The following is a 25,428-nucleotide window of genomic DNA, read 5'->3' on the forward strand; positions in this document are numbered from 1 at the left end:
CGACCAGCTCAGCGGCGGCCGAAGCGTTCGAACACCTTGTCGGCGACGGGGATCCGCAGGCGAAGCCTTCCCCGGCCGGAGGAGCGGGGTGCGGCGGGGGAGGGGGTCTCGGGAGCTGCCTGCTGCTTTGTCTTCTGCTGTGCGGAAGGTGCCTCGGAGCGGCGCGGCTCCTCGACGTAGGAGAGCGACTCGCGCCACTGGCGGCGCCGCACGCGGCCCTCCTCCTCGGAGAGCAGGCCGTTGAGTTCGCCCTCCGGGGTGGACCAGGTGATGTCGGCGGCGAGTTTCTCGCCGGCCCGCAGCGCGGTCATGTCCTGCAGGTAACGGAAACCCACCGCGATCATCGCGACGAAGGGGACCGCCAGGAAGGAACCGATGAGGCCGAACAGGCCGCCACCCACGGTGACGGAGACGAGCACGATGACGGGGTGGAGGTCCATCGCCTTGGACTGCAGCCAGGGGGACAGGACGTTGCCCTCGAGCTGCTGGACGGCCAGGACGATGCCCAACACGATCAGCGCTTCGGTGAAACCGAGGGAGACCAGGGCGACCAGCACCGACAACATGCCGGCGACGATTGCGCCGACGAAGGGGATGAAGCCCGCGATGAAGGTGATCACCGCGAGGGCCAGCGCCATGGGCACCCCGACGAGGACGAGCCCGAGGCCGATGAAAACCGCGTCGATGAAGGAGACTATCGCCTGCGCCCGGATGAAACCGCCGAGGGTGCTCCAGCCGCGGGTCAAAGATTCGGTGAGATGCCAGCCCGCGCGCCTGCCCGCGACCGCTCGGGCCCACGGGAGGAAACGGGGGCCGTCCTTGAGGAAGAAAAAGGTGAGCACCAGGACGATGAACAGGGTCACTATCACCGACGTCGCCGTCCCCACGCCGGTCATGATGCCGCCGGCGATGGTGCCCGCCTGATCCTGGATCCAGGAGGCGGCGTCGTTGATCAGCTCGGAGAGATCTTCCCCGTCGACGTTGAGCGGCGGGCCCTGCGCCCACAGTTGGAGCCGTTGCACCCCCTCCAGGGACTGGAGGTAGAGGATCTGCGACTGCCGCCCGATATCGGGTGCGATAAACCACACGATAGTGCCGAAGAAGCCGAAGAAACCCAGCATCGAGATCATCGCCGCAAGGGCGGAGGGCAGCCCTCGACGCCGCAGCCAGGTGGTGGGCGGGGCGAGAACGGTGCACACGATGATCGCGAAGACCACCGGCAGCACCCCGCGCCCGACCACCTTGAGCAGGAGCCAGGCGCCGTACGCGAACGCCACGATGATGATCATCCGCAGCGCCAGCATGGAGAAGGACTTCAGCCATTCGCCGATGACCACGGACCGGTCGATTTGGTCGACGTAGCGGCCGGACGCGTCCGGACCGGTGGGCTCCAACCCGACGAACCCCGCGGGGTTCTCCGCCGCGGCGGCAGCGGCTTCGGCCGCCTCCGCAGTTCCGGCGGAGGTCGGGGAGGGGTCGTTCGGTTCCGGTCGGGCGGTCGGCTGGTCTGTCACAGGCTCCATCTTGCCTGACATCCGCGCCCCGGGTCTCAGTAGTGGTGCTCCAACCCGGCGAGGCGGGAGTTGGTGGAATCCTCTGAGCGACCGAGCTCGCCGGAGGTGTCGTCGGGGTTCTTGATCAGGTGGATGGTGCTGACGACGAGTCCGCCCCAGATGACCACCATGAACAGGACCATCATCATGATCGCGATGCCGCTCATAGCGCCGCTCCCTTCTCGTTGTGCTGTTTGTCGGAGCCGTTGTATTTCCGCGGTTGGTGGAGGACCCGCCGGATCTCCGGGTCGACGCCGAAGTCGGATCCCGGTGGGCCGTCCAACGGATGGTTGCCGCGCCAGGGGACCAATGACAGGGCGAATGCGGCCACGACGATGAGGCCGATGACCCCCCAGCCGTAGAGCGCCACCTGGGCCGCGGTGTACCCGCCGTAGGGTTCCTGGATCAGGGTGATCAGCTCCTGGATGAGGGTGAAGCCCAGGACCAGCGTGGTCACGTTGATCACGCTGATACGCCAGAGAGTGCCCACCTTGAAGGATGAGACGGCGTTGATGTGGGAGGAGAACTCATCGATGCGGCGCAGGATCCAGTCCAGCACAATCACGGAGATCAGCGCGATGGCCACGATGCCCACGTTGTTGGTGAACTTGTCCATGATGTCCAGTGCCAGCAGGCCGGACGTGGTGGAAAACAGCGCCAGCGAGAGCAGCGCCATGACGGTGCCGATGGCGACGGCGACGGTCTTGCGCGGCAGGTTCAGTTTGTCCTTGAACGCCGAGACCACGACCTCCAGCAGGGAGAACAGCGACGTGAAACCGGCGATGGTCAGCGAGGAGAAGAAGAGGAAGCCGAAGATCGGGCCGAAGGCCATCTCGTTGATGATCGCGGGGAAGGCGACGAACGCCAGGCCGATGCCGGAGGTGGCGACCTCATCGACGGGGACCGCCTGCTGGACCGCCATGAAACCGAGGGCGGCGAACACACCGATACCGGCGAGGACCTCGAAGGAGGAGTTGGCGAAGGCGGTGGTCAGACCCGTACCGGTGAGGTTGGTGCGCGGGCGCAGGTAGGAGGAGTAGGTGAGCATGATGCCGAAGCTGACGGACAGGGAGAAGAAGATCTGTCCGTAGGCGGCGACCCACACGCCCGCATCCGCCAGTGCGCCCCAGTCCGGGGTGAACAGGGCGTCCAGGCCGGTGGCCGCGCCGGGCAGCAGGAGCGCCTGGATGACGACGATGACGAAGAGGACCGCGAGCAGGGGGATGAAGACCTTGGCCACCCGGCCGATGCCCTTGTCCACGCCGATCGCCAGGACGACGATCGCGGCGATCCACACCAGCGCGAGGGCTAGCGCGATCTGCGGCACGAAGTTCGTGGAGAAGGATGCGGTGTCGTCGAACTGGAGGAAATCGGAGAAGAAGTAGGTGTCCGGGTCGGCGCCCCATGCCTTGTTGAGCGACTTCACCGCGTAGAGGCCCGACCAGCCGATGATCGCGGCGTAGTACAAGGTGATGAAGAAGGAGATGCCGACCTGGATCCACCCGACGGGTTCGGCCCAGCTCTTGATGCGGCGGAAGACCAGCGGCGCGGAGCCGCGGTAGCGGTGACCCAGGGTGTAGTCGAGAAACAGCAGCGGGATGCCCGCGGTCAGCAGCGCCACGAGATAAGGGATGAGGAAGGCTCCGCCGCCGTTGTCGTAGGCGATGTAGGGGAAACGCCAGATATTGCCCAGGCCGACGGCCGAGCCGATGGCGGCGAGCAGGAACACCCAGCGCGAGGAGAACACCTCGCGCCGCTGGCCCTGCTGGGGAGTTGCAGACATAGTTGAACCTGTCAGTGGTTGAGGTGCACGGTCATGGGCCCGGGTGCAGGCGTGGAAGGCGTCCAGGGTGTGACGCGGATAACGTGGGAACGGGCTGATTCTATAACGGTGGCCCTTTGTACTACCAACGGTAGCCGCCCCGGCCGCTGCCAGTGCGAATCCGCAGGCTGCTAGGATCAACGCCCGTGAGCCTTACTCTTGGAATCGTCGGTCTGCCCAACGTGGGCAAGTCCACCCTGTTCAATGCCCTGACCCGCAACGACGTGCTCGCCGCGAACTACCCGTTCGCCACCATCGAGCCCAATGTCGGCCTCGTCGAGCTTCCCGACGCCCGCCTGACCCGCCTCGCCGAGATCTTCGGCTCCGAGCGGATCCTGCCGGCCACGGTGTCCTTCGTCGACATCGCCGGCATCGTCAAGGGAGCCTCCGAGGGCGAGGGAATGGGCAACGCCTTCCTCGCCAACATCCGGGAGGCAGACGCCATCTGCCAGGTCGTGCGTGCGTTCTCCGACGAGAACGTCATCCACGTCGACGGCAAGGTCGACCCCTCGACGGACATCTCCGTGATCAACACCGAGCTGATCCTCGCCGACCTGCAGACCATCGAGAAGGCACTGCCGCGCCTGGAGAAGGACGCCCGCAAGGACAAGTCGCTCGCCGACACCGTCGCCGAGGTGAAGAAGGCTCTTGCCGTCCTCGAGGACGACCGCACGCTGTTCTCCGCCGCCCGCAGCGGCGAGATCGACCTCGCGCTGCTGCGGGAGCTGCACCTGATGACGGCCAAGCCCTTCCTCTACGTGTTCAACTCCGACGAGGAGGTGCTCACCGACGAGGCGAAGAAGGAGGAGCTCCGCGCTCTGGTCGCCCCCGCCGACTGCGTCTTCCTCGACGCCCAGACCGAGACCGAGCTCCTCGAGCTCGACGACGACGAGGCCGCCGAGCTGCTCGAGTCCGTAGGCCAGTCCGAGCCCGGCCTGCACTCCCTGGCCCGCGCCGGCTTCGAGACCCTCGGCCTGCAGACCTACCTCACCGCCGGTCCGAAGGAGTCCCGCGCCTGGACGATCCACAAGGGCGACACCGCCCCGCAGGCCGCCGGCGTCATCCACACCGACTTCGAGCGAGGCTTCATCAAGGCTGAGATCGTGTCCTTCGCGGATCTCGACGCCGCCGGGTCCATGGCCGAGGCCAAGGCCCAGGGCAAGGTCCGCCAGGAGGGCAAGGACTACGTCATGGCCGACGGCGACGTGGTGGAGTTCAAGTTTAACGTCTAACGTTATTGACGCATCGCGTTATGCCTGCAAAAATTGACGGGTGATCAGATCGTTTTCGAACCGCGACACCGAACGCCTCTGGCGCCGTGAGCGGGTCGCATCGATTGACCCTAAGGTGCAGAAGGCTGCAATTCGGAAGCTGAAGATGCTGGATGCAGCGCCGACGCTCGACACACTCAGGGTGCCGCCAGGCAACCGTCTTGAAGCGCCCAAAGGGGATCGCGAAGGTCAATTCAGCATCCGTATCAATAATCAATGGCGGCTCTGCTTCATCTGGAAAGACGGAGGCGTGGAAGATGTTGAACTCGTCGATTACCACTGAGAAGTGGGCTCCGATCCATCCGGGAGAAATCCTGATGGAGGATTTCATCAAGGGCTTTGGTATTACCCAGAACCGCCTCGCCGTTGCGATCGGAGTTCCGCCTCGCCGCATCAACGAGATCGTCCACGGAAAGCGCGCGATCACAGCGGATACGGCGTTGCGCCTCGGACGTTACTTTGGTGTGGAGAGCAGGTTCTGGCTCAACCTTCAGGCGCAGTACGACCTTGAGGTTGCGGAGGGCAAAGTTGCGGACCAGCTCAATGAAATTGAACCGCTGAGGACGGCGTGATGGATGACTCCGAAAGTCTCACGCAACTCGCGTCCCAGGCAACGGCGCTCGAGCGCTCATTGCATGAACTTCTGGTGCGACGTCGTTTCGCTCCTGCTGAGGCCCTGCCAGAAGTAGATGAGGAGATTAGTCGGGTTCTGGATCGTCGAAAGGTGGTTTCTGATCAGGCTGCAGCGATTACCGCGTGCCAGATCGAGAAAAGACTTCGCAAGGCCCGGGCCTTAGCTGATCCAGATGGTCCTCGGCTGGACATGGGCAATTTTGTGCGTGCCCTGGATCGAGGACTTGGTTGGCGGCGGGATGAGAGCTGTTATATCGAAGACGGCATCAGAAAGCTTCCGACGCTGCGCGTTGTCGCCGCCTGGGATGATGGAGAGTTCATCCACTTCGTAATTCACGTTCTCGCCGGAACCCAAGAAGGATTCTTGGGTTATTGCTACGAAGACGATCCCTCCCGGTGGTCGTGGCAGGTTGCTGATATTGAGATGCAGGAAGTGAGTGCGCTCAGTGACCTGTGGTTCTATGGTGAGAACCTCGTGCCGAAGATTGAGGGTGCAGAAGCGGAAGAGGTTCGATGGCAGCGTCCGGTCCCCGATAAGTTTCTCCCGGCGAGTATGGAGGAGCTGCGTTCGTTTGAGCTGGGAAAATGTGCGTGGATCAACCCCGAATATTTTCATACGGCATAGAACAACTTTCCCAGTGACGTTGCTTGTCGACGTAACCCGGCGGAGTTCAAGTTCCACGTCTAGCTCCACGACAGTCCGGCGCGTCACTCTCCAAGGTGACGCGCCGGTTTTCTCTTTCCGAGGCGAACCACAGAGGATTGTGGAAAGCCCCCGTCTCCGGAATCGCAGATTCACTAGGGTGGGGCACACGTGAGAGCAGAGCAGCTCTGTCCAGATCCCGAACAGGAGCTTCAGTAATGAGTTTCAATGTCTATCTTTCCGGCGAAATCCACACCGACTGGCGCGAAGAAATCCAGCGCGGTGCCGAGGCCGCCGGGCTCGACGTGGTGTTCACCGCGCCGGTGACGGACCATCCCGCGAGCGACGCCGCCGGCGACCATCTGGGCGAGGCTGAGAGCCAGTTCTGGCGTGATCACCAGTCCGCCAAGGTCAATGCCATCCGCACGCGCACCCTGATTGAGCAGAGTGATCTGGTGGTGGTGCGGTTCGGGGACAAGTACAAGCAGTGGAACGCTGCCTTCGATGCCGGTTACTGCGCCGCGCTGGGCAAGCCCTATGTGACCCTGCATGAGGCGGACATCGTCCATCCGCTCAAGGAGGTTGATGCAGAGGCGCAGGCCTGGTGCACCACCACCGACCAGGTGGTGGAGATCCTGCGGTACGTGCTCAAGGCGTAGCCTGGCGGACCAGATCAACGCGGATGGGTGATTTCTCCGGGGCGAAGTGGCCACGGTCAACGGCGCTCAAGCGGATTCCGGTCATCCAAGGTGGCCGAGGTGAAGTTCAACGCGTAGCGGCACGGGCGCGGCACGGGGCATCTGCTGCTGCCACGCCCGCGACGCCCGCCACGCCCGGCGCAGAAGGAGGAGTCACAGGCGATGACGTCACCCGACAACATTCTGCTGCATCTCCGCGAGGAAGAAGAGCACCAGGTGCGTGAGGTGTTCGCGCATCTGGCGGAGCGTGGGTTCCCCGCGCAGAAGCAGACGCCGCACATCACCGTGACGTTTTCTTCGGCCATGCCGGGCGACGTCGTACGGCGCGCCGCCGATCTTCTCCCGCCCCTGATCCCCGCCCGTTTTGAGCGGGTGGGCACCGTCGTATTCGGCACGCAACGCAAACAGACCGTCGCATGGTTGCTCGAAACCTCCGACGAACTGGAGATTGCGGCCCGTGAGATCAGTGACCTCAATCCCAGTGGGCGTGGCCCCCGATGGACTCCACATCTGACGATGGGGCTGCGGCTGCCGCAGGAGGTCGTGCCCGACTACATCCGTGCGCTCAACGAGGTGACTTCTTCCCGTCTCAGGGAGGTGGAGGTTGTCCGGGCCGCGCTCTGGCGACCGGGTCCCCGGGAACTCACGGTCCTCGCCGGGGAGAGCTTCGCTGAGGGGACAGACATGAAGGTCGAGAGCGGCCCCGGCCGTCGGCCCTGAGCAATCAGATCCTCAGCACCGTTGAGGAGGCGTCGCTCCGAGAATGCGGGGCCACTGCCCTCGTGCGCGGCCACTCAGGGGACCGGGGCGAAGACGAGCAGTTCCCCGCCGTCGCCGTCACCCAGTCGAAGCTTCGTGTCCACCAACTCGTAGCTGCGGACGTCCTCGATCGAGTCGAGGAACCTCCGCTCGAAGACCATCGCGGCTGGCGCGCCTCCTCTCTCGGTCACTGCGAGCTCATCGAACTTGAAGAACCCGTTCGCCTTCCACGTGTAGGTGCCCTGATAGCTGTTGACCCCGGTGCTGCCGGACACATCGCCGGCGTCGAGAGTCATGGTGACGATCAGGCCGGGGTTGCCTGAAGAGGGGCCGGCGGATGCTCCGAAATCCTGGAACCGCCAGGTCCCGTCGAGCGCCTCGTTGCGCCCGCCGGAAATGATCCCGCATCCCGGTAGGAGGAGCAGCAGGGACAGCATAAGTGCACCCAGCCGGACGTTGCATGCCGTGTGAACCGGGTGGTCAACTGCACGGCGCCGCGCCGCCCCGGCCATGTCCTCAGCCAAGGTTGGCCTCGAACCCGAGTCCCGCCAGCACGTTCATCGCGATGAAAGCCAGCGCAATGATGCCCAACAGGACCGCCGGCACCCACCCGCGGCGGTCACCCCGGGAGGCGGCGCGCCGTGCGAACCACGCAGACACCACGGCCGGGACACAGAACACCAGCAGCGCCGGGATCGTGGCGACCAGGATCGCCCACAGCGGGGCGTCACTGTCCGCCCCGCCGACGGGATACCCCAGGAGCCCGATGAGCCCTTCCCCCACGAGGAAGGCCAGACCGAAGGCAACCGGGAGCAGGAGCACACTCAACCAGGCGTAGCGCACGTCCCGGCCCGGACCGTCACCCGGGTGACGGGTGGATGTGGTCGACATTCCTCACCTCCGTGTGCGGAAGAACCCCGGACCGGGGATCCTGCTTCCATTGTCGTACGTGGGCGGGGTGTCCACAACGGCACCGGGTGATGAGATGCGGCATATCCGCCCCCTGACGGATGGGGGTGTCCACCAAACAAGGGACGGCCCCCAGCGACCATCCCCATGATGGGGACACCATGAAAGTAACGGGACGCATGATCCCGTAGCCCTCGCCCTCTACGGTGTCCGCCGGAACACGAGCAGCGCGTCGCGGGTCAGGTCCTGTGGCAGTCTGTCCCATTCGATCTCCACGAGGGCGGCGCGGCGGAGATGCGCATCGAGAACCATGGCGCAGTCATCGATGAGATGCGTCTGGTCGCCCTCGTGGAAGATGTCCGCCACGTTCCACACCAGGTACCCGCCCGGGTGGAGAAGCCGCGCGCACTGCTTTGCCACTGCGCCGAGTTCCCTCAGGTAACGGGGGTAGTTGCCGCCGTCCTCCTCGTAGGCGGTGAGGGGGTCTGCGTCGTGGTGGGTGGCTGTCATGTAGGGCGGCGAACTGAGCACCAGGTCGACACCGTTGCCGGGGTCCGTCAGCCGTGGCAGCAGTTCACGGGCGTCCCCTTCGATGACCACGGCGCCGGGCGTGTGTCGGCGGATGTGCTCGACACGTTCGGGGAGCAGTTCCACACCGACACCCCGTCTCCCCAGACGCACCGCGCGGTCGAGGGTGGTGCCGAAACCTGCGAAAGGATCCAACACCAGGTCACCGGGGTTGGTGCAGCACTCGATGACGTGGTCCACGATCGCGGGGATCATGTGGACGTCCTCCTCCGCGCCGGGCGGCCGCTCGGACAAGAAGGTCTCGTGGGAAGCGGCAAGCCGGGCATCCACAGGGCTATCCGGCGAAGTGTCCATGGAGGGCAGCTTAGTTGGGGCGGTTCCTGGCCCGGACACGGCCGGCGTCTGTGGGGCGTCGATAAGCGATCGCGTCGGCGGCGTTCTCGCTGGGCTGAGCCCATGACCGCACTGGAACGGTCTACCGGGCCGTCGCGGAACGCGCGGGCGAACCGCTCTTCGAGACTCTGATGGCGGGCACCTACGTGCTGATCGCCGGCACCCCGCGCCTCGCTCTCTAACAGCAGACCACCGCCACCCACTGAACCGGTTCCGGTGCGGGCGATGGCCGAGTACCGTGATGGTTATGACCAGTGACAGGCCGGTGTGGGAGCGCTATCTCCCCGGAATCGGCGTACTCCGGCGCTATGAGCGCTCCTGGCTGCGCGGCGACGTCGTCGCGGGTGTGACCGTCGCCGCCTACCTGGTCCCCCAGGTGATGGCCTACGCGGTCATCGCAGGCCTGCCCGCCGTGGTCGGGCTCTGGGCGATCCTCGCGCCGATGCTCATCTATTTCGTCCTGGGCACCTCGCGCAAGCTGTCGATCGGCCCGGAGTCGACGACGGCGCTCATGACGGCGGCCGGCGTCGGCGCACTGGTGGGGGCTGCGGGCGGGCCGGAACGGTACGCAGAGGTCGCCGCCGTTTTGGCGATCGCCGTCGGAATCGTCTGCGTGGTCGGGTTTGTCGCCCGGCTGGGTTTCCTCACCTCACTCCTGTCCCGTCCCGTCCTGATCGGCTACCTGATCGGCATTGCGCTGCTCATGATCGTCAGTCAGCTCGGAAAGATCACCAAGCTGGAAGTCGAGGGGGAGAGCACCGGGGATGAGGTGGTCTCGTTTCTCGGCCAGGTGGCCCAGGCGCACCTGCCGACGGTGGCGCTCGGGTTGACCGTTCTGGTGCTGCTCTACCTGGTGAACTGGCTGGCCCCCACACTGCCGGGGCCGTTGATGGTGCTGTTGCTCGGGGCCGCGGTCGTCGCAATCTTCGGGCTGGAGCGTTACGGGCTGGAGGTCATCGGGGAGGTTCCCCGTGGACTGCCCGAGCCCCGGCTCCCCAACCTCGGCGACCTCGAGGTCTGGTCACTGCTGCCTTATGCCCTGGGCATCGCTGTGGTGGGCTTCTCGGACAACATCCTCACCGGCCGGGCGTTCGCGTCGGGGCGGGACGAGGTCATCGACTCTAACCAGGAGTTGCTCGCATTGGGCACCGCCAACCTGGCCAACGGCTTCCTCCAGGGCTTCCCCGTCTCATCCAGCGGGTCCCGGACCGTGCTCGGCGACGCGGCCGGGGCCAGGACGCAGGTGCACTCCCTTGTTGCGCTCCTCGCGGTGGTGATGGTCCTCCTCTTCGCCGGACCCGTGCTGGAGTCCTTCCCGGATGCCGCGCTGGGCGCGCTGGTCATCTACGCCGCGACCCGCCTGATCGACGTCGGGGAGATCCGTCGCATCGGCCGCTTCCGTCGCAGCGAGCTCATGATCACGGCCGCCACCGCCGCCGCCGTCGTCTTCTTCGGCGTTCTGGGGGGCATCGGCTTCGCCGTAGCGCTGTCGATCCTGGATCTGCTCCGGCGCATCACGAGGCCCCAGGCGGACGTCCTCGGCTACGCGCCCGGTGTGCCTGGCATGCACAGCCTGGACGACTACCCGGAGGCGGCCTCGGTCCGCGGGCTCGTGGTCTTCCGCTACGACTCGCCCCTGTTCTTCGCCAACGCGGACAACTTCCTGGAGCAGGCGATGTCGGCGGTCGACGACGCGGATCAGCCGGTGGTGTGGTTCCTGCTCAACGCCGAGGCGAACACCGAGATCGACCTGACAGCGGTCGACGTTCTGGAGGAGCTGCGCACCCGGCTCGAGCAGCGCGGCATCCGCTTCACCATGGCGCGAGTCAAGCAGGACCTGTACCGGAGCCTCGAGCCCACGGGTTTTATCGAGCGCGTCGGCGCCGAGAACATCTTCGCCACCCTCCCGACCGGTGTGCGGGAGTACGCGCGGCGCTACCGCGCCGAACACGGTGAGCTGCCCGCCGGGGTGCCCCGGGACGTCGTCGAGTCCGCATCGCCGCCCGGTCCGGTGCCCTTCAGCCCCGACCGCCCGGATCGTCCTCAGCGGAACTCGTAACCCTCGATGTGCTTCTGGCCCAGGAGGCGGTCGGGCAGGTCCTCGGCCACGCAGCGGCCCTCGAGGTCGTACGTGACCTCGCCCGCGGCGAGGAACTCCTCAAGTGCGTCGTGGAGGGTGAACCCCAGCAGGCGGGGATCCGCCACGTTCCTGAGCCTGCACAGTGTGGTCGGCGGGTCGCCGTCGCGCCCGCAGGCCGCCACGACGTAGGTTTCCTCCGGGTCGAGCGGGCGCCCGCCGATCTCGACGGAACGCAGGCGGTGTCCCATGGGCGCTTCGGAGACGAACCGCACCCGCATTCCCGCGAATCGCACGACCCAACCGCCGAACACTTCGTCGGCCCGTGGGGAGAAAACGTTGTTCAATTCCTTCTCGAGCCACGTGCGGATCTGCGCCCCCGTGACGCTTCCCACCTTGACCTCGGAGTTCTCCGGCAGCATCGACCACAGGAACTGCCTGTCGATGGCCGCGCTCCCGCCCTCGTCGGGGACGAGCGGCGGGCAGAACCGGAAACCGTTGGACAGCGCGATGTCGAGCTTCCCGCCGGCAGCTTCCAGCGTCGTGGACGCTGCGGCGAACAGGGCGTCGGTGATGAGGTTGTCCATCGGTGTCTCGAGCACGTAGTAGCGCTGCAGCGCGCTCGCGGTGGTCCCGATCTGCTCCTCCAGTTCCGGGTGGCCGGCGCGGAGTTTATCGACGATCGCCCGGACTTCACTGTCCTCCGGCAGGTCCCCAGGGACGTCCATCAGCTCGTAGCCGACCTCGCGGACACCCTCCGCATCCACCGCCAGGTCGAGGCGGCCGACGAAGGAGCCGAAGGCGCCGGGTTCCGTGACACGTGCGAACCTGCCCTGCAGCGGCTGCCGGACGCGTTCGTGGGTGTCGCCGCCGAGGATGTAATCGACTCCCTCGGTGAAGCCCTCGTCCGCGAGCGCCACCTGCGGCGCGATGCCCAGGTGCCCCATGACGAGCACCACCTGGCAGCCTTCCTCCTCCCGGAGGCGTCGCACCCAGTGGGCCATGCTCTGGGCCGGGCGCGTCATGGCGATGCCGCGGCTGTAGGCAGGGGCCTGCCGCTTGGTGAGGTTGGGGTCGTTGTAGGCGAGGATTCCCACCCGGATGCCGTCGCGCTCGACCACAGTGAAGGGGGAGAACAGGTGGTTGCCCACGACGTCGTTGCCCAGCGGCTGAGATTCGCCTTCCCCGGGTTCGGCGTGGTGCATGTTGGTGCACACCATGGTGCAGGCGTACTCCGCACCGACCTCCAGCAGCCTGTCCTTGCCGAAGACCACTTCCCAGTTGCCCGGCATGAGCACGTCGTAGCCGAGCGCGTTCATGACCGGCACCATCGCCTGTCCTCGGGTCAGCTGGGTCCAGCCGCTGCCCTGGAAGCAGTCGCCGTTGTCCACGACGATGGTGTTGGGGTTCTCCGCCCGCACCCGGTCGAAGAGGGTCCTGATCCGGGCCACCCCGCCGGCCTGCCGGTACGTCGGCTGACCGTCCTCGAGGTAGAACTCGTCGTGGGTCTCCAGCTGCCCGTGCAGGTCAGCGGTCTGCAGAATCGTGAGTCGTGTCGTCGTCATGGTCATGCATCTGCGCGTCCGACGGTGGCCAGCACCTCCGCCACCCGCTCCGCCGTCTCCTTCGCGGACGCCGGGTTCTGGCCGGTGATCAGCGTGCCGTCCGCGACCGTGAAAGGCGCGAACGGGAGCTTCGCCTTCCGGTACGACGCCCCGCGCTCCTTGCTCTGCTTCTCGACGTCGTAGGGAACGAGCTTGTCGACGAGCACCAGTTTCTCCTCGAGCCACGAGAAACCGGTGATCTCGCGGCCGTCGAGAAGCAGGGAACCATCCGACAGCCTTGTGTTGAGCAGCCCGCAGTAACCGTGGCAGACCGCGGAAACGACGCCGCTGGCCTCGAAGATCTCCCGGGTGATGCGCTGGAGGTCGACGTTGTCGGGGAAGTCGTACATGGCGCCGTGGCCGCCGGCGAAGTAGACGGCGTCATAGTCGGCGGCGTCGACGTCGGCGGCACGGGGGGTGTCACCGAGCAGCGACATTTTCGCGGGGCCGGAGAGCCACGCCTCCGCGGTCTTCTCCTTGGCCGGGAACTTCAACGAACGCGGATCCAGGGGCACGTAGCCGCCGACCGGGCTGATGATGGTCTGCTCGAAGCCGCGGCCCTCGAAAACCTCCCAGGCGTGGGTGAGTTCGGACAGCCACAGGCCGGTTTTTTCGGACGGGTCGTCGAAGTGGGCGGTATTGGTGACCACGTGCAGGATATGAGGGCTCATGCATCCATCCTCCACGGAGAAGGTGACCTGTGCCACCATGGCGGCATGGGCACCATCTACTGCACCGCCACCAGCCTGGACGGTTTCATCGCCGACGAAAACCACAGTCTCTCCTGGTTGTTCGCCACCCCGGGGTACGCCGATGACCCGGAGGGGCGGTACGGCGACGATGCGACGCTGGACTTTGAGCGGATGATGGGGGACGTCGGGGCGATCGTCTGCGGCGCCAGCACCTACGCATGGCTGGAAAGCGAGCTGACCAAGGACGGGCAACCTTTCGTCTGGCCCTATGCGCAGCCGTCCTGGGTGGTGACCCACCGTGACATCACCCCGGTCGCCGGGGTCGAGCTTTTCGCCGGGGATGTGGCGCAACTTCATCCCCGCCTGGTCGAGGCGGCGGGAGGAAAGGACGTGTGGGTCGTCGGAGGGGGAGACCTGGCGGGTCAGTTCGCCGACCACGGGCTGCTTGATCTGATGTGGATCCACCAGTGCCCGGTGGTTCTTGGGCGGGGGAAACCGCTGCTGCCGCGCCGTCTCCGCCTCCACCGCGAGCGTGTGGAACGCGACGGCCAGTTCACCGCCATGCTCTTCCGCGTCGTCGGCCCCGAACCTTAGGTTCACCCCGTTCGAGGTGGGGCATTTAGTTGCTGTGTAATGTTCCCCGGGTTCAAGGGTGGGGTCACATGGTCCACCCCGGGTGCCCGCGTGCGGGCCTGAGGTGAGGGAAAATCGATGAGAACTCTGCTGGTGTCGGTCCTGGTGGTGGCCGTGGGAATAGTGGCGTTTTTCGGGGGCGGCGCGTTGGCTCTGAAGGATCAGCTGCCGTTCGAGAAGCCGCTCGAGGTGATCACCGAGTCCAGCAACGAGAAGATCGTCACTGCGGTCGAACGCCAGGAGCAGCTGGTGCTGCTGAGCGCGAACGTCCAGGGTCTGTCCACGGAGACCGTGGAGCGCGTGGTCATGGGGAAGAGTGTGCCCGGCACCAGCCGCACGCAGTTCGTGAAGTACACCTACCGCGCCAAGCTCGGTATCGAGGGCGGCGATGTGACCGTCGAGGAGACCGGGGAGAACCGGTACCTCATCTCCGTTCCCGACTTCATCTTCATCGGCCACGACAACGGGAAGTTCGAGACGGCGCTTGAGGATAACGGCGTGCTCAGCTGGGGGACCCCGAAAATCGACACCGCGAAGACCATCACCGAGATCCTCAACGACGACACGAAGGCCGAGCAGGTCAAGGAGAACCGCGACCTCCTCAAGGGCCAGACACGAAACTTCTACACCGGCATCATCCACAGCATCGACGACCAGGTGAAACTCGAGTTCGAGTTCCGCTGAGTCAGGACCCCGATCGGAGGGGCGGGGCCGCGGGCAGCGTCTCGTCCAGCCCTCGGCGGCGTAGTTCACCTCGGGCCCGATCGAGCCCGCCGTGCTCGAGTGCAGCAAGCGACGTCTTCCCCGTCCACACGTGCCGGCCGAAACGGTGCACGCTCACCTCCATGTCACCCACGAGGTGCTCCAGGTCACCGGGGGTGTTGTGGTGCTCGCTGGGCAACGGGACGGGCAGCACGAAGGCCTGGTCGAGTGGGGCAGTGGCGTCGACCTCGATGCGCCAGCCATAACCGCGCCCGGACAGATGCCATTGATCGTCGCTGGTGCGGGTCCGCACCGGGCTGACCACGGGGTTGCCCAGGCGGATGACGCGGCCGTCGGGAAGCCGCACGACCAGGCCGGTGACCTCCACGCGCAGCCGGCCGTCGGTGACCAGGCCGCCGGCGAAGGCGACGCAGGCCTCGGGGTCGTCGAAACCCTGCGCCTGGCCCCACCACCAGTATCCGGGGAAGCCCTCGCGGCCCCAGTTCTTTTCCCCGTACACCTGCGCGTCCTCGAAGTGCCACTTCTCGCCGCCCACGGTCGCGGTTCCGGTTGCCTTGCCGCCGAGCAACCAGGGGTGCCAGTACTGGTTGAGGCGGGGCACGGCCTGGAACACGCTTGAGCCGCCCAGTGAACGGTGCGGCCAGGGATCGAGGTCGTGGAAAGTGACATCGAGTTTCGCGTCGGCACCGAGGTCGACCCGGAGCCGACGGTCGTCGCCCTCGAAAGCCGGGGAGCCTGTCCGGCCGACGGTCCCGCCCCTCACGCCGAGCCCCTCCGGGTCGGTCCACGAACCGTCCAGGGCATCGGTGCGGAGGAAACCGTTGGGCCACGCGGCGAGACCCACCGTCGCCCACGAGCCCCGCGGACCCTGGTTCGCTCCGCACAGCGCGATGATGACGCGGCCGGTGCCGGGATCGGTGATACGCCAGAAGTAGCCCTCCATCGCCACCCCGTGATGCGCCCGGAGGGGGTCACCGAAGGGCAGGTCTGCTCCGGTGGAGCGGTAGCGCTGCAGGAAGCTCATGAGGCCAGTACAGCACAGGTCACGGGGGTCCGGGGAAGAAAACGGCCGCGACCGTCGTTGCAGGGGAGTGGACCGAGAACATTCCCGAGAAGCACGAAAAGGACCACCAGAATTCATGAGTGATCACGACACCGCACATCCGCTGTTCTCCCCGGCTGAACTGGGCAGGCTCGAGCTGGACAACCGGGTCGTCATGGCCCCGCTGACCCGGATCCGGGCGGAGTCCGACGGGACCCCGACCGAGCTGATGAAGGAGTACTACGCCCAGCGCGCATCCTTCGGCTTGATCATCACCGAGGGCACCTGGCCCGTACAGGAGGGCCGCACGTGGGGGCGTCAGCCCGGCATCGAGACCGACGCGCACGTCGCGGCCTGGCGGGAGATCACCGACGAGGTGCACGCCCGGGGCGGGCGGATCGTCATGCAGATGATGCACGGCGGACGCATCTCCCACCCGGAGCTCACGGGCACCGGGAGGATCGTCGCCCCGAGCGAGATCGCCAGCCCGAACCCGATCCGCATCTCCTCCGGCAAGGTCGACGCCCCGGTGCCCCACGCTCTGACCGGGGAGGAGATTCAGAAGGTCATCGGGCAGTTCGTGGCCGGGGCGCGCAACGCGATGTCGGCAGGCATGGACGGTGTGCAGGTGCACGGCGCCAACGGCTACCTGATCCACGAGTTCCTCGCACCCAGCGCAAACACCCGCACCGACGCCTACGGCGGCAGCCCGCTCAACCGCGCACGCTTCGCCGTCGAGGTCCTCACCGCGGTGGCGGAGGCCATCGGCCCGGAGAACACCGGCCTGCGGTTGTCCCCGGAACACAACATCCAGGGCGCGCTGGAAAATGACCGGGAGGATGTTCTGGCCACCTACCTCGCACTGGCGGAGGGGGTGGCGGGCCTCGGGCTGGCGCACGTCGAGATCGTCCACCACGAGCCGGAGGGCGAGCTGGTGCAGGCCCTGCGCGAGGCCTTCGGCGCCCCGCTCATCCTCAACACCGGTTTCAGCCGCTTCAGCACCCGGGAGACCGCCTTCGGGCTCGTCGACCGCGCCGGCGCGGACGCGGTGTCGGTCGGCCGCTCGGCGCTGGCCAACCCGGACCTGGTGCAGCGCTGGCGCGAGGACGGACCCCTCAACGACCCCGACCCGGAAACATTCTACGGCGGCGGCGCGAGGGGCTACACCGACTACCCGGCCCTCCAGCGCGCCTAGCCGTGGCCTCGGTGAGGGTGGAGGTGCACGGCCCCGCGGCACCCGAGGAGGCGTGGGAACGCTACCTCCATCCGGAGCGGTGGACCACCTGGGCCCCGCACCTGACCAGCGTGGCCGCGTCGACGGCTGTTCTGCGGCGCGGCACCACCGGCACCGTCACCGCGCTCGGCGTCGTGCCGGCCCGTTTCGAGGTCCTGTCGGTTGATCCGGAATCGCGCTCCTGGTCCTGGGCGGTGCGCGTCGGGCCGGTGGAACTGGTCCTGCACCACAGCCTCAGCAGCCTCAGCGCGCGGGCGGGCGGCAGTGACGCGCCGGGCACGGCTGCCGGCATCACGATGACGGGGCCGTGGCCGGTCCTGACGGCGTACCGGCCGCTGATGCGTCGGGCGCTGCGGCGGCTGGTCCGCTGACGGTGCCCCGCACCCTCAGACCTCGTTCCGGCCCCGGAGAAGGCCGGCGACGGCCCAGGCGGCCCGGTCCCCCGAGACGAGGGCACCGTTGATGGAGGCGGTGTCGCGGTGGTCGCCGGCGACGAAGACGTGGTCGCCGACGCGCTGGGTGCGGCGGTCGATCAGCGGCGGCGGCTGGGCCGGCAGAGTGCGGGGGATCTCGTGGCGGGCGATGAGCTCCCACCCGGTCACGGAGGTGCCGTACATCCGCTCCAGATCGCGGCGGACCGCCGCCTCGTCCGCGTCGCCGCCCTCCGGACCCAGCAACGTCGTCGCCTCCACCAGGTGCCGGCCGGCAGGGGCGTAGGAGGGGGCCGCCTCGGAAACCACGGCAGCGTGCACGACGGGTCCCGCCGGGCCGCCCGCGGTGCCGGTGGCGTCCAGCAGGAGGAACTTCTCGGCCAGCGGCGATTCCTGCACGGAAAACCACCACGTGGTCAGCCCGTTCATGGCCGGCGCGGTGATCCCGGTCAACTCGGCGGCCTCCACCGGGCCCGCCGCCACGACAGCCATGCGCCCGCCCAGGACACCGGCGTCGGTCTCCACTTCCACGCCGCCGCCGGTGTCGCGCACGGCGGCGACCTTCAGCTCGGGGAGGGGTGGCCGGGTGAGCTGCGCGGCCATCTGCTCCGGCAGGGCCTGCATCCCCTGGGCGGGAAGCCCGGGCGCCCCGAAGGCGAATGCACGCAGAAGCAGCCGGACGAAGTTGGCGGAGGTGGTGCCGCCGGCGTCGGCGAGCACGCCGCTGAGGAAGGTGTCGAGGATGCTCCTGCGCAACGGCCCCGTCACGCCGGCGGCATCGAGCGCGTCGGCGAGCGTCGCGTCGCCCGTGGCACGGGAGGAGGCTGTTTCGCGGATGAGAGTGGGCGCCAACCACCGGGCCAGGGCGAAGACCTCGCCGGGGGTCACGTAACCGCTGCGCAGCGTCTCAAGCAGGAGCCGCGGGTGCCGGAGCGGGTGGGCGAGCGTCGACAGTCCACTGCCGTCGCGCACCATGACGCCGACGCCGAAGTGCTGCAGCCGAAGCGCGCGGACGTCGATGAAGTCCCGCACGGCCGGGTAGGCGGGGTTGAGGATCTGGAATCCGCGGTCGACGAGGAAACCGTCGACCCGGTCCGTGCGCACCCGGCCGCCGACGGCGTCGGACCCCTCCAGCACGGTGACGGTGAGTCCGTTGTCCTGCAGCCTGCGAGCGGCCTGCAGACCTGCCAGGCCGGCTCCGATGACGATGACGTCTGCGTCCATGAGCTCTCCTTGTTCCGGGCCACCGAGTGTAGTGGGACTCCGTCGGGTGTCGGACCGTCCTCCACTAGCCCCAGTCAACCTCGCCGTACCCGCTGTCCCGGAAGCGCAGGTACTCGCCGACGACGGCGGCCCCCAGGTCGTCGAGGTCCGGGGCCGTGACCCGCCCGCCCGCGCGGTCGGCGAGCTGGTTGAGGAACCTCTCCAGGCCAGGATCATCGCCCAGACGGAAGAACGTCGTGCGGGTGCCCCGCCGGGTGACGCGGTCCAGCTGCGTCACGGTGCGGCGCAGTGTCTCGGGGTGGGTCGGCCAGTCGAACCAGGTTTCTCCGTGCGCCTCGAGGTGGGCCGTCGGCTCGCCGTCGGTGACGATGAGCAGCGTCGGGTCCATACCCGGGTGCCGGGCGAAGAACTGCTCCGCGAGCAGCAGGCCGTGATGGAGGTTGGTGCCCTGCTCGTGCACCGGGGGAAGGGCGGTGAGCTCGTCGATGTCCATGGTCACGGCCAGACGCCCGAAGGTGATCAGTGCCAGCTCGTCGCCCCGGAACCTCGTCGAGACGAGGTGGTGGAGAGCCAGCGCGGTGCGCTTCATCGGCACCCACCGGCCCTGCGTGGCCATGGAGTAGGAGGTGTCCACGAGCAGCGCCACGGCCGACTGCGTGCGCGCCTCGGTTTCGACGACCTCGACGTCGCCCACCTCGATCCGCACCCGGCCGGGTGCCGACGGCCCCTCGCCGGCGGTGCGTTGCAGCGCGTTGGTCACCGTCCGGGTCACGTCCCAGGGCTGGGTGTCGCCGAACTCCCACGGCCGGGAGGCCCCGGTCTGCTCGCCCGAGGCGCCGGCCAGCCGTGAGTCCCGGGCGCCGCTGCGGGCGCCGAGCTTCTGGGCGGCGTCGTCGAGCAGCGCCTTGCCCAGCCGCCTCATGGCCCTCGGCGACAGACGCAGGGAACCGTCGGCCTCCTTCCGTAGCAGCCCGCTCTCGCGCATGGTGCGTTCGATGTCGGCCAGGATCTGCGCCGACACCGATGCCTCCTCGCCGAGCTGGCGGGTCAGCGCCTCGAGGTCGATGTCGGAGGAGTGGGCGCCGCCGTAGGACTGGCTGAGCTGCTCGGCGAGGGCGTCGAGCTCCGCGATGTCCTGCACGGCGCCCGTTCCGTCGCCGAGCCCCAGGCCCTCGTCACCGGAGAAGTCCTCGGCCCCGGACCAGTCGAGGTCGGGGCGGATCGAGCGCAGGTTCTCGTCCAGCGCGCCGAGCTGGTCCATGAGCTCCGGGGAGCCGAAGGCCTGGGCCGAGAGCTCCATCAGTTCGCGGCGCTGTTCCTCGGACATGGAATTGAGCATCCGCTGCGCGGCGGCGGAGCGCCGTGCCATCGCGTCGATGAGCTCCTCGACGCTGCCGGGGTTGCCCGGGAAGTGGTCACCGTGCCGGGCCATGAACTCGGCGAAGTCCTGTTGCGTGTCCTCACCGCGGCGGTGCTTGTCCAGCAGCGCGTTGAGGTCGGCGAGCATCTCCCGGATGGCCGCGCGGTCCTCGTCGGTCGCGCCTTCGAGCGCCTGCTTCATACCCGCGAAGCGCTGGTCCAGCACCTCCCGGCCCAGCAGGTCCCTGATGTGGTCGAACTTCTCCCGCGCGTCCGTGGACTGCCAGTCATAGTCCGACAGCTCCTGCACGGCCGCGGCGGTGGAGACCGGGAGGTTGGCCATCTGCATCTCCCGGAGGGCGCGGTCGTCGTCGTCCATGGTCACGTCGCGGGCGAGCTGCTTGCGCTCCTCCAGCACGGCGTCGTCGAGAAGCTTCTTGACGTCGCGCAGCGTGCCGCCCAGGTTGTGCTTCTGCAGCAGTTCCCGGCGCTTCTCGGAGACACGCCGGGCCAGGTCGTCGTAACCTTCGCGCCCCGCACCGCCGCGGCGCAGATACTCCCGCAGGGCACGCTCGGGGGAGTAACCGGCCATGACATCCTCGGCGATGGCGTCGAGCGCCCCGGACACGTCGACCGGGGGAGCCAGCGGATCGGGTCCGCCGGTGTAACGGCCGTAGCGGGCGCGGCGTCGGCCGCCGCCCGGGGCGGTGTGGCTGTTCGACATGTCGGCCTCCTCAGCCGTAGATGGTCTCGCCCTCGCCGGAATCCTTGGCGATCTTCCGGGCGAGGTAGAGCGCCTCGAGGGCGAGCTCGATGGCGCTGGCGCGGGTCCCCTCGTCCGTGGCCCCGAGCCGGGCGGCGACCTGGTCGTAGAGGTCGGAACCGCCGAGGTCGGGCAGCCCGGCGAGGAACTCCGCGGCGGTGACCTGCTCGCCGGTGGAGACCGTGGTGGTGCCGTCCAGCGCCCCGATCAGCGGGGCGAAGTCGACGCCGCGCAGATGCTCCCGCACGGCTTCCGCGGTAGCGGTGCGCAGCAGGTAGCCCAGCACCTCCCATTCGCGGCCCTCTTCCCCGGACTCGAACTCGATCTTGCCGCCGAGCACGTCGACGGCCGCCTCCAGGTCCACGAGGCGGGCGACCGCGTGCTCCTCGCCCCGGACGGCCGCACGGTGGCGGGCGGCGGCCGCGATCGTCTCCGCGCCCGCGATGGCGAATCGCGCGGAGACGCCGGAGCGCTGGTTGACGGCCGGCGATTCGCGCAGCGCGCGGGTGTAGCGGGCCAGGATCTCCAGCAGCACCGGCGGCACGTCGGCGAGGAGGACGGCCTCCTGCGCGATGACCGCGATCTCGTCCTCCAGGGCGATGGGGTAATGGGTGCGGATCTCCGCGCCGAAACGGTCCTTGAGCGGCGTGATGATCCGGCCGCGGTTGGTGTAGTCCTCCGGGTTCGCCGAGGCGACCACCAGCACGTCGAGCGGCAGGCGCAGCATGTAGCCGCGGATCTGCACGTCGCGCTCCTCCATGACGTTGAGCATGGACACCTGGATGCGCTCGGCGAGGTCGGGCAGTTCGTTGATCGCCACGATGCCCCGGTTGGAGCGCGGGATCAGCCCGTAGTGGATGGTCTCCGGGTCTCCCAGGCGCCGGCCCTCGGCCACCCGCATGGGGTCGACGTCGCCGATGAGGTCCGCCACCGAGGTGTCCGGCGTGGCGAGCTTCTCCGCGTAACGGTCGTCGCGGTGGATCCAGGTGAGGGGCAGGCCGTCGCCCTCCTCCCTGATGCGGCGGCGCGTCGCCTCCGTGATGGGGGCGAAGGGGTCCTCGCGCAGGTCGGAACCTTCCACGGCCGGCATCCACTCGTCGAGCAGGCCGGTCATGGAGCGCAGCAGCCGGGTCTTGCCCTGGCCGCGTTCGCCGAGCAGCACAATGTCGTGCCCGGCGATGAGCGCCCGCTCGACCTGCGGGATCACGGTGTGCTGCAGGCCGTGGAGACCCGGCCAGGGATCCTCGCCCGCGGACAGCATCGCCAGCAGGTTCTCGCGGATCTCGGCCCGCAGGGGGCGGTGGGTGTAACCGGCGGCCCTGAGCTCACCGATCGTGGACGCATTCGGCTTCTGACTCACAGGCGCCAGGCTAGCGCGACGCCGGCACTCCCGTCGAGGGTCCCGCCCAGGGGCGCGTCCGGTACTACCCACCTTCCTGGTCCGACACTGCCCCGCAGCGCGGTGCCCAACCAGAAAGGTGGGCGTTTAGCGGCGCGCCGGGCCAGCTGAGTGACTAGGCTGCGGGCGATGGACATCGATCACACCGCACCCTCCACCCTGCTCCTGCTGGTGCGTCACGGCGTCACCCCCACGACGGGCCAGGTGCTCCCGGGGCGTGCCCCCGGACTCCACCTCAGCGAGGCCGGCCGCGAGCAGGCCCGCGCTGTGGCGCAGCGCCTCGAGGGTCTGGAACTGGCCGCGATCTACACCTCTCCGATGGAGCGCGCCCGCGAGACGGCGGCGCCCGCCGCGGAGAGCTCCGGGCTGGAACCGGTGCTCTGCGGTGGCATCGTGGAGTGCGACTTCGGTGAATGGACTGGCGGGCAGCTCACGGAGCTGTCCCGGCTGCCCGAATGGAAGACCGTCCAGCAGGCACCGTCGACGTTCCGCTTCCCGGGCGGCGAGAGCTTCCCGGAGATGCAGGACCGCATGGTGGCGGCACTCGAGGCCATCGCCGCCCGGCACCGGGGCGGGGTGGTTGCCTGTTTCAGCCACGCGGACCCCATCAAGGCGGCCGTGGCCCACCTGTCCGTCCGGCCGCTGGACGAGTTCCAGAAGATCAGCATCGATCCCGCATCCGTCACCGTGGCGGAGTACCGCCCCGACGGCACGACTGCGGTGGTGGGGACGAACTCGACCGTCGGCCCGGTCAAGGGCCTCCGGGGAACGGGCCGGCCGTGAGCGTGCCTACGCCTCCCTTCACCCGAGAACTCGAGCTGCTCGAAGCCGGTGAGCTCAACCTGGTCGCTCAACTCGCCGAGTCGAGCAACCTCACCTTCGTGCTCGAGGCCGCCCGTGGCGGGGAGTACGGCTGGGCGGTGTACAAACCCGAGCGGGGGGAGCGGCCGCTGCACGACTTCGCGCCGGGCCTGCACGCCCGCGAGCGGGCCGCGTTCCTGCTCAGCGAGCACCTCGGCTGGCATATCGTGCCGCCGACCGTGGTCCGGGAGGACGGGCCCTTCGGCGTCGGTTCGCTGCAGTGGTACATCGACAACGACGGCTCGCACTACCTGCAGCTGCTGGAGTCCCGCCCCGACCTGCATGAACAGTTCCGCCGGATGGCGGTGTTCGACCTGCTCAGCAACAACACCGACCGGAAATCCGGCCATGTGCTGCTCGACGCCGTCGGCGGAATCTGGGGCATCGACCACGGGCTGTGTTTCAGCGCCGAACCCAAACTGCGGACCGTCATCTGGGATTTCGCGGGCGAGAAGATCGACGCCGGGCTGCTCGCGGCCGTGGAACCGTTGATCGACGGGATTCCGGGGGACATCGCCGCGTTGCTGAACCCGGCGGAGGTGGCTGCCCTGCAGTCCCGCGCCGCCCGGATCGTGCGCCTGCCGCATCTTCCGCACCCCAGGTCGCACTACCACTATCCGTGGCCGCTGGTGTGAGGCTCAGACCGTCAGAGGAACCAGCGGGCCGGCGGTGCCGGCGCCGGCGCGGGCGGTGTGGCACCGTGGCCGCGCAGGGACGCCGCGCAGGCGTAACCGGCGATCGTTCCTGAGCTGACGGCGACCGGGACCAGCTTCAGGTCGGTGGTGAGGTCGCCGGCCGCGTAGACCCCGCTGACGCTGGTCAGCTGGTATTTGTTGACCGCCACCGAGCCGTCGCGGTGCAGTTCGCACCCCAGGTCGGCGGCGAGCTGGTTGGTGGCCAGGTGGCGCTGGGAGAAGAACACCCGGGAACCGTGGACCAGGGTGCCGTCGGCGAGCGAGATTCCCCGCAGCTGCCCGGGCCCGCCGACCAGGGCCTCGGCGATCCCCTCCACGACGCTGATCCCGTGCTCCGCCAGGGCCTCGCGCTGCCGCCCGGTGAAGTGCGGGTCGAGGGAGTTGGTGACGATGGTGATGTTCTCCGTCCACTGGAGGAACCCGGCCGCGTACGCCGGGATCCGGCTGCTGGAACCGAGCACGATGATGTCCTCGCCGCGGGCGTTGAAACCGTCGCAGGCGGGGCAGTGGTGGACGTCGGCGCCGTAGTGCTCGTCGAATCCGAGGAGGTGGGGAAGCTGATCGCGGATGCCGGTGGCCAGCACGAGGCGCAGGGCGCTGACCGGGTGGCCGCCGTCGACGGTGGCGTGGAAAAGTCCGTCCTCGTCGCGGCGGACGGAGTTCACTATCCCGCGGTGGAGCCGGACCAGCGGGTACTGCTCCAGGTCGGCGAGGGAATCGGCGCGCAGCTGATGCGGCGGGACAGGGTCGCGGCTGAGCAACCCGTGCACCTGGTTGGCGGCGGAATTGCGGTATTCGCCGGCGTCGACGACCAGTGTGAACCGCTGGTAGCGCCCCAGCCACGTGGCGGCCGCCAGACCGGAGGGCCCGCCGCCGACGACGAGGACATCCACGGCGTCAGGAAGCTCGGTGCTCATGCACACCAGCTTACTTATCCTGCGGGGCCGGATACCGGACTTTGCCGTCCCCGCCGACGACCGCCCCGTCGTTGAAGGAGGCCCCGGTGATCTGGCCGGGCCCCATGATGTGGCGGACGTCCTCGCCCGCGGACAGCAGATGGTCGGCGATGATGCGCCGGTGGCAACGCCACCAGACCGCCTCGGAGCACATGACGGCGGTGGTCTCGCGCCGGGCGGCCTCGCGAAGGTGGTGGAGGGCGGCAGAGAACTCCTCGGAGAGGGCGTGGTCGGCGTAGTTGTGGAAGCTGCGGTTGCGCCAGTTGCCGTTGACGTCGAAGGGGACCGTCCGGGAAACTTTTCGACGCCCCGTCAACTCCTCCACCCGGCGGTAGGAGATCCCGTGTCCGGGCAGTTCGGCGGAGAGCACGTCGTCGTTGAAGTGCGGGTACTTCCGCGACCCCGGCAGTTTGCGCACGTCGACCAGCGCCTCGACGCGCGCGTCGAGAAGCAGGCCGATGAACTCCTCAAGGCTGTGATTGGAATGACCGACGGTGAAGATCGGTTTCCGGCCCATGTCTCAGGT

Annotated in this window: 27 protein-coding genes; 13 read left to right on the plus strand and 14 right to left on the minus strand. The window is 68.0% G+C overall.

Features of this window, described 5'->3' with window-relative positions; translation table 11 throughout:
• Positions 1-8: 8 nt before the first annotated feature.
• The 3 genes from B840_RS03990 to B840_RS04000 are packed head-to-tail and all read right to left on the minus strand — an operon-like array spanning position 9 to position 3,336.
• Positions 9-1,523: an AI-2E family transporter gene (locus tag B840_RS03990; protein WP_084603068.1), complete on the minus strand. Its 1,515-nt coding sequence runs from the start codon at positions 1,521-1,523 to the stop codon at positions 9-11.
• 26 nt (positions 1,524-1,549) lie between these two features.
• Positions 1,550-1,720 (minus strand): methionine/alanine import NSS transporter subunit MetS, encoded by a 171-nt coding sequence (metS, locus tag B840_RS03995; protein WP_042621062.1) that lies wholly within the window; start codon positions 1,718-1,720, stop codon positions 1,550-1,552.
• Positions 1,717-3,336: a sodium-dependent transporter gene (locus B840_RS04000; RefSeq protein WP_042621063.1), complete on the minus strand. Its 1,620-nt coding sequence runs from the start codon at positions 3,334-3,336 to the stop codon at positions 1,717-1,719. Before B840_RS04000 ends, metS begins: the two co-directional genes overlap by 4 nt.
• A 185-nt stretch (positions 3,337-3,521) precedes the next feature.
• On the opposite strand from B840_RS04000, the gene ychF reads away from it, so the two are divergent.
• The 6 genes from ychF (at position 3,522) to B840_RS04025 (ending at position 7,340) form a co-directional block, all read left to right on the plus strand.
• The gene (gene ychF / locus B840_RS04005; protein ID WP_042621064.1) at positions 3,522-4,607 is read left to right on the plus strand and encodes a redox-regulated ATPase YchF; all 1,086 of its coding nucleotides are present in this window, start codon (positions 3,522-3,524) and stop codon (positions 4,605-4,607) included.
• Positions 4,608-4,647: 40 nt separating this feature from the next.
• Positions 4,648-4,929, plus strand: coding sequence for a type II toxin-antitoxin system RelE/ParE family toxin (locus B840_RS13030; protein ID WP_084602772.1), 282 nt, complete (start codon positions 4,648-4,650; stop codon positions 4,927-4,929).
• A 34-nt stretch (positions 4,930-4,963) separates the two neighbouring features.
• A complete protein-coding gene (locus tag B840_RS04010) occupies positions 4,964-5,218 on the plus strand; it encodes a HigA family addiction module antitoxin (RefSeq protein WP_229676585.1) in 255 nt (84 codons plus the stop codon).
• On the plus strand, positions 5,218-5,904 hold the full coding sequence (locus B840_RS13430; RefSeq protein ID WP_156971832.1) for a hypothetical protein: 687 nt from the start codon (positions 5,218-5,220) through the stop codon (positions 5,902-5,904). Before B840_RS04010 ends, B840_RS13430 begins: the two co-directional genes overlap by 1 nt.
• Positions 5,905-6,140: 236 nt before the next feature.
• Entirely contained in the window at positions 6,141-6,581 is a 441-nt protein-coding gene (locus B840_RS04020) for a YtoQ family protein (RefSeq protein WP_042621066.1), read from the plus strand.
• 201 nt (positions 6,582-6,782) lie between these two features.
• Positions 6,783-7,340 (plus strand): 2'-5' RNA ligase family protein, encoded by a 558-nt coding sequence (locus B840_RS04025; protein ID WP_042621067.1) that lies wholly within the window; start codon positions 6,783-6,785, stop codon positions 7,338-7,340.
• A gap of 74 nt (positions 7,341-7,414) precedes the next feature.
• Here the strand turns inward: B840_RS04025 and B840_RS04030 are convergent, their stop codons facing one another.
• From B840_RS04030 to B840_RS04040, 3 genes are all read right to left on the minus strand, one after another.
• Complete coding sequence (locus B840_RS04030; RefSeq protein WP_042621068.1) at positions 7,415-7,816, minus strand: META domain-containing protein; 402 nt, start codon at positions 7,814-7,816, stop codon at positions 7,415-7,417.
• Positions 7,817-7,895: 79 nt separating this feature from the next.
• On the minus strand, positions 7,896-8,270 hold the full coding sequence (locus B840_RS04035) for a hypothetical protein (protein WP_042621069.1): 375 nt from the start codon (positions 8,268-8,270) through the stop codon (positions 7,896-7,898).
• Between the two features lie 219 nt (positions 8,271-8,489).
• The gene (locus tag B840_RS04040) at positions 8,490-9,170 is read right to left on the minus strand and encodes a TRM11 family SAM-dependent methyltransferase (protein ID WP_042621070.1); all 681 of its coding nucleotides are present in this window, start codon (positions 9,168-9,170) and stop codon (positions 8,490-8,492) included.
• A gap of 286 nt (positions 9,171-9,456) precedes the next feature.
• Between B840_RS04040 and B840_RS04045 the strand changes: the two genes are divergently transcribed.
• Positions 9,457-11,268 (plus strand): SulP family inorganic anion transporter, encoded by a 1,812-nt coding sequence (locus tag B840_RS04045; protein ID WP_084602776.1) that lies wholly within the window; start codon positions 9,457-9,459, stop codon positions 11,266-11,268.
• On the opposite strand, the gene B840_RS04050 is transcribed toward B840_RS04045, so the two are convergent.
• Positions 11,253-12,851, minus strand: a complete 1,599-nt coding sequence (locus tag B840_RS04050; RefSeq protein ID WP_169745259.1) for a bifunctional metallophosphatase/5'-nucleotidase — start codon at positions 12,849-12,851, stop codon at positions 11,253-11,255. The two genes, B840_RS04045 and B840_RS04050, sit on opposite strands and share 16 nt — an antisense overlap.
• Before the next feature lie 2 nt (positions 12,852-12,853).
• Entirely contained in the window at positions 12,854-13,561 is a 708-nt protein-coding gene (locus B840_RS04055; RefSeq protein ID WP_042622506.1) for a type 1 glutamine amidotransferase domain-containing protein, read from the minus strand.
• Positions 13,562-13,606: 45 nt separating this feature from the next.
• On the opposite strand from B840_RS04055, the gene B840_RS04060 reads away from it, so the two are divergent.
• Both B840_RS04060 and B840_RS04065 read left to right on the plus strand, forming a co-directional pair.
• Entirely contained in the window at positions 13,607-14,176 is a 570-nt protein-coding gene (locus B840_RS04060) for a dihydrofolate reductase family protein (protein WP_042621071.1), read from the plus strand.
• Between the two features lie 117 nt (positions 14,177-14,293).
• Positions 14,294-14,899, plus strand: coding sequence for a hypothetical protein (locus B840_RS04065; protein ID WP_042621072.1), 606 nt, complete (start codon positions 14,294-14,296; stop codon positions 14,897-14,899).
• Position 14,900: 1 nt separating this feature from the next.
• Here the strand turns inward: B840_RS04065 and B840_RS04070 are convergent, their stop codons facing one another.
• Positions 14,901-15,962 (minus strand): tocopherol cyclase family protein, encoded by a 1,062-nt coding sequence (locus B840_RS04070; RefSeq protein ID WP_042621073.1) that lies wholly within the window; start codon positions 15,960-15,962, stop codon positions 14,901-14,903.
• A 115-nt stretch (positions 15,963-16,077) separates the two neighbouring features.
• On the opposite strand from B840_RS04070, the gene B840_RS04075 reads away from it, so the two are divergent.
• Positions 16,078-17,175, plus strand: coding sequence for an alkene reductase (locus tag B840_RS04075; RefSeq protein ID WP_042621074.1), 1,098 nt, complete (start codon positions 16,078-16,080; stop codon positions 17,173-17,175).
• Between the two features lie 2 nt (positions 17,176-17,177).
• Positions 17,178-17,585, plus strand: coding sequence for an SRPBCC family protein (locus tag B840_RS04080; protein ID WP_042621075.1), 408 nt, complete (start codon positions 17,178-17,180; stop codon positions 17,583-17,585).
• A gap of 15 nt (positions 17,586-17,600) precedes the next feature.
• Here the strand turns inward: B840_RS04080 and B840_RS04085 are convergent, their stop codons facing one another.
• The 3 genes from B840_RS04085 to B840_RS04095 form a co-directional block, all read right to left on the minus strand.
• Entirely contained in the window at positions 17,601-18,869 is a 1,269-nt protein-coding gene (locus B840_RS04085; protein ID WP_042621076.1) for an NAD(P)/FAD-dependent oxidoreductase, read from the minus strand.
• A 64-nt stretch (positions 18,870-18,933) separates the two neighbouring features.
• On the minus strand, positions 18,934-20,952 hold the full coding sequence (locus B840_RS04090; RefSeq protein ID WP_042621077.1) for a vWA domain-containing protein: 2,019 nt from the start codon (positions 20,950-20,952) through the stop codon (positions 18,934-18,936).
• Positions 20,953-20,962: 10 nt separating this feature from the next.
• Entirely contained in the window at positions 20,963-22,351 is a 1,389-nt protein-coding gene (locus B840_RS04095; protein ID WP_042621078.1) for a sigma 54-interacting transcriptional regulator, read from the minus strand.
• 168 nt (positions 22,352-22,519) lie between these two features.
• Here B840_RS04095 and B840_RS04100 point away from each other — a divergent pair, with 168 nt between their 5' ends.
• On the plus strand, positions 22,520-23,173 hold the full coding sequence (locus B840_RS04100) for a histidine phosphatase family protein (RefSeq protein WP_188656892.1): 654 nt from the start codon (positions 22,520-22,522) through the stop codon (positions 23,171-23,173).
• 2 nt (positions 23,174-23,175) lie between these two features.
• A complete protein-coding gene (locus B840_RS04105; protein WP_042622508.1) occupies positions 23,176-23,886 on the plus strand; it encodes an SCO1664 family protein in 711 nt (236 codons plus the stop codon).
• Positions 23,887-23,897: 11 nt separating this feature from the next.
• Here the strand turns inward: B840_RS04105 and B840_RS04110 are convergent, their stop codons facing one another.
• Both B840_RS04110 and B840_RS04115 read right to left on the minus strand, forming a co-directional pair.
• Positions 23,898-24,863 (minus strand): NAD(P)/FAD-dependent oxidoreductase, encoded by a 966-nt coding sequence (locus tag B840_RS04110; protein ID WP_042621079.1) that lies wholly within the window; start codon positions 24,861-24,863, stop codon positions 23,898-23,900.
• Positions 24,864-24,873: 10 nt separating this feature from the next.
• Positions 24,874-25,419, minus strand: a complete 546-nt coding sequence (locus B840_RS04115) for a DUF488 domain-containing protein (RefSeq protein ID WP_042621080.1) — start codon at positions 25,417-25,419, stop codon at positions 24,874-24,876.
• Positions 25,420-25,428: the final 9 nt, after the last annotated feature.

This window comes from Corynebacterium marinum DSM 44953 (assembly GCF_000835165.1).
Classification (GTDB): domain Bacteria; phylum Actinomycetota; class Actinomycetes; order Mycobacteriales; family Mycobacteriaceae; genus Corynebacterium; species Corynebacterium marinum.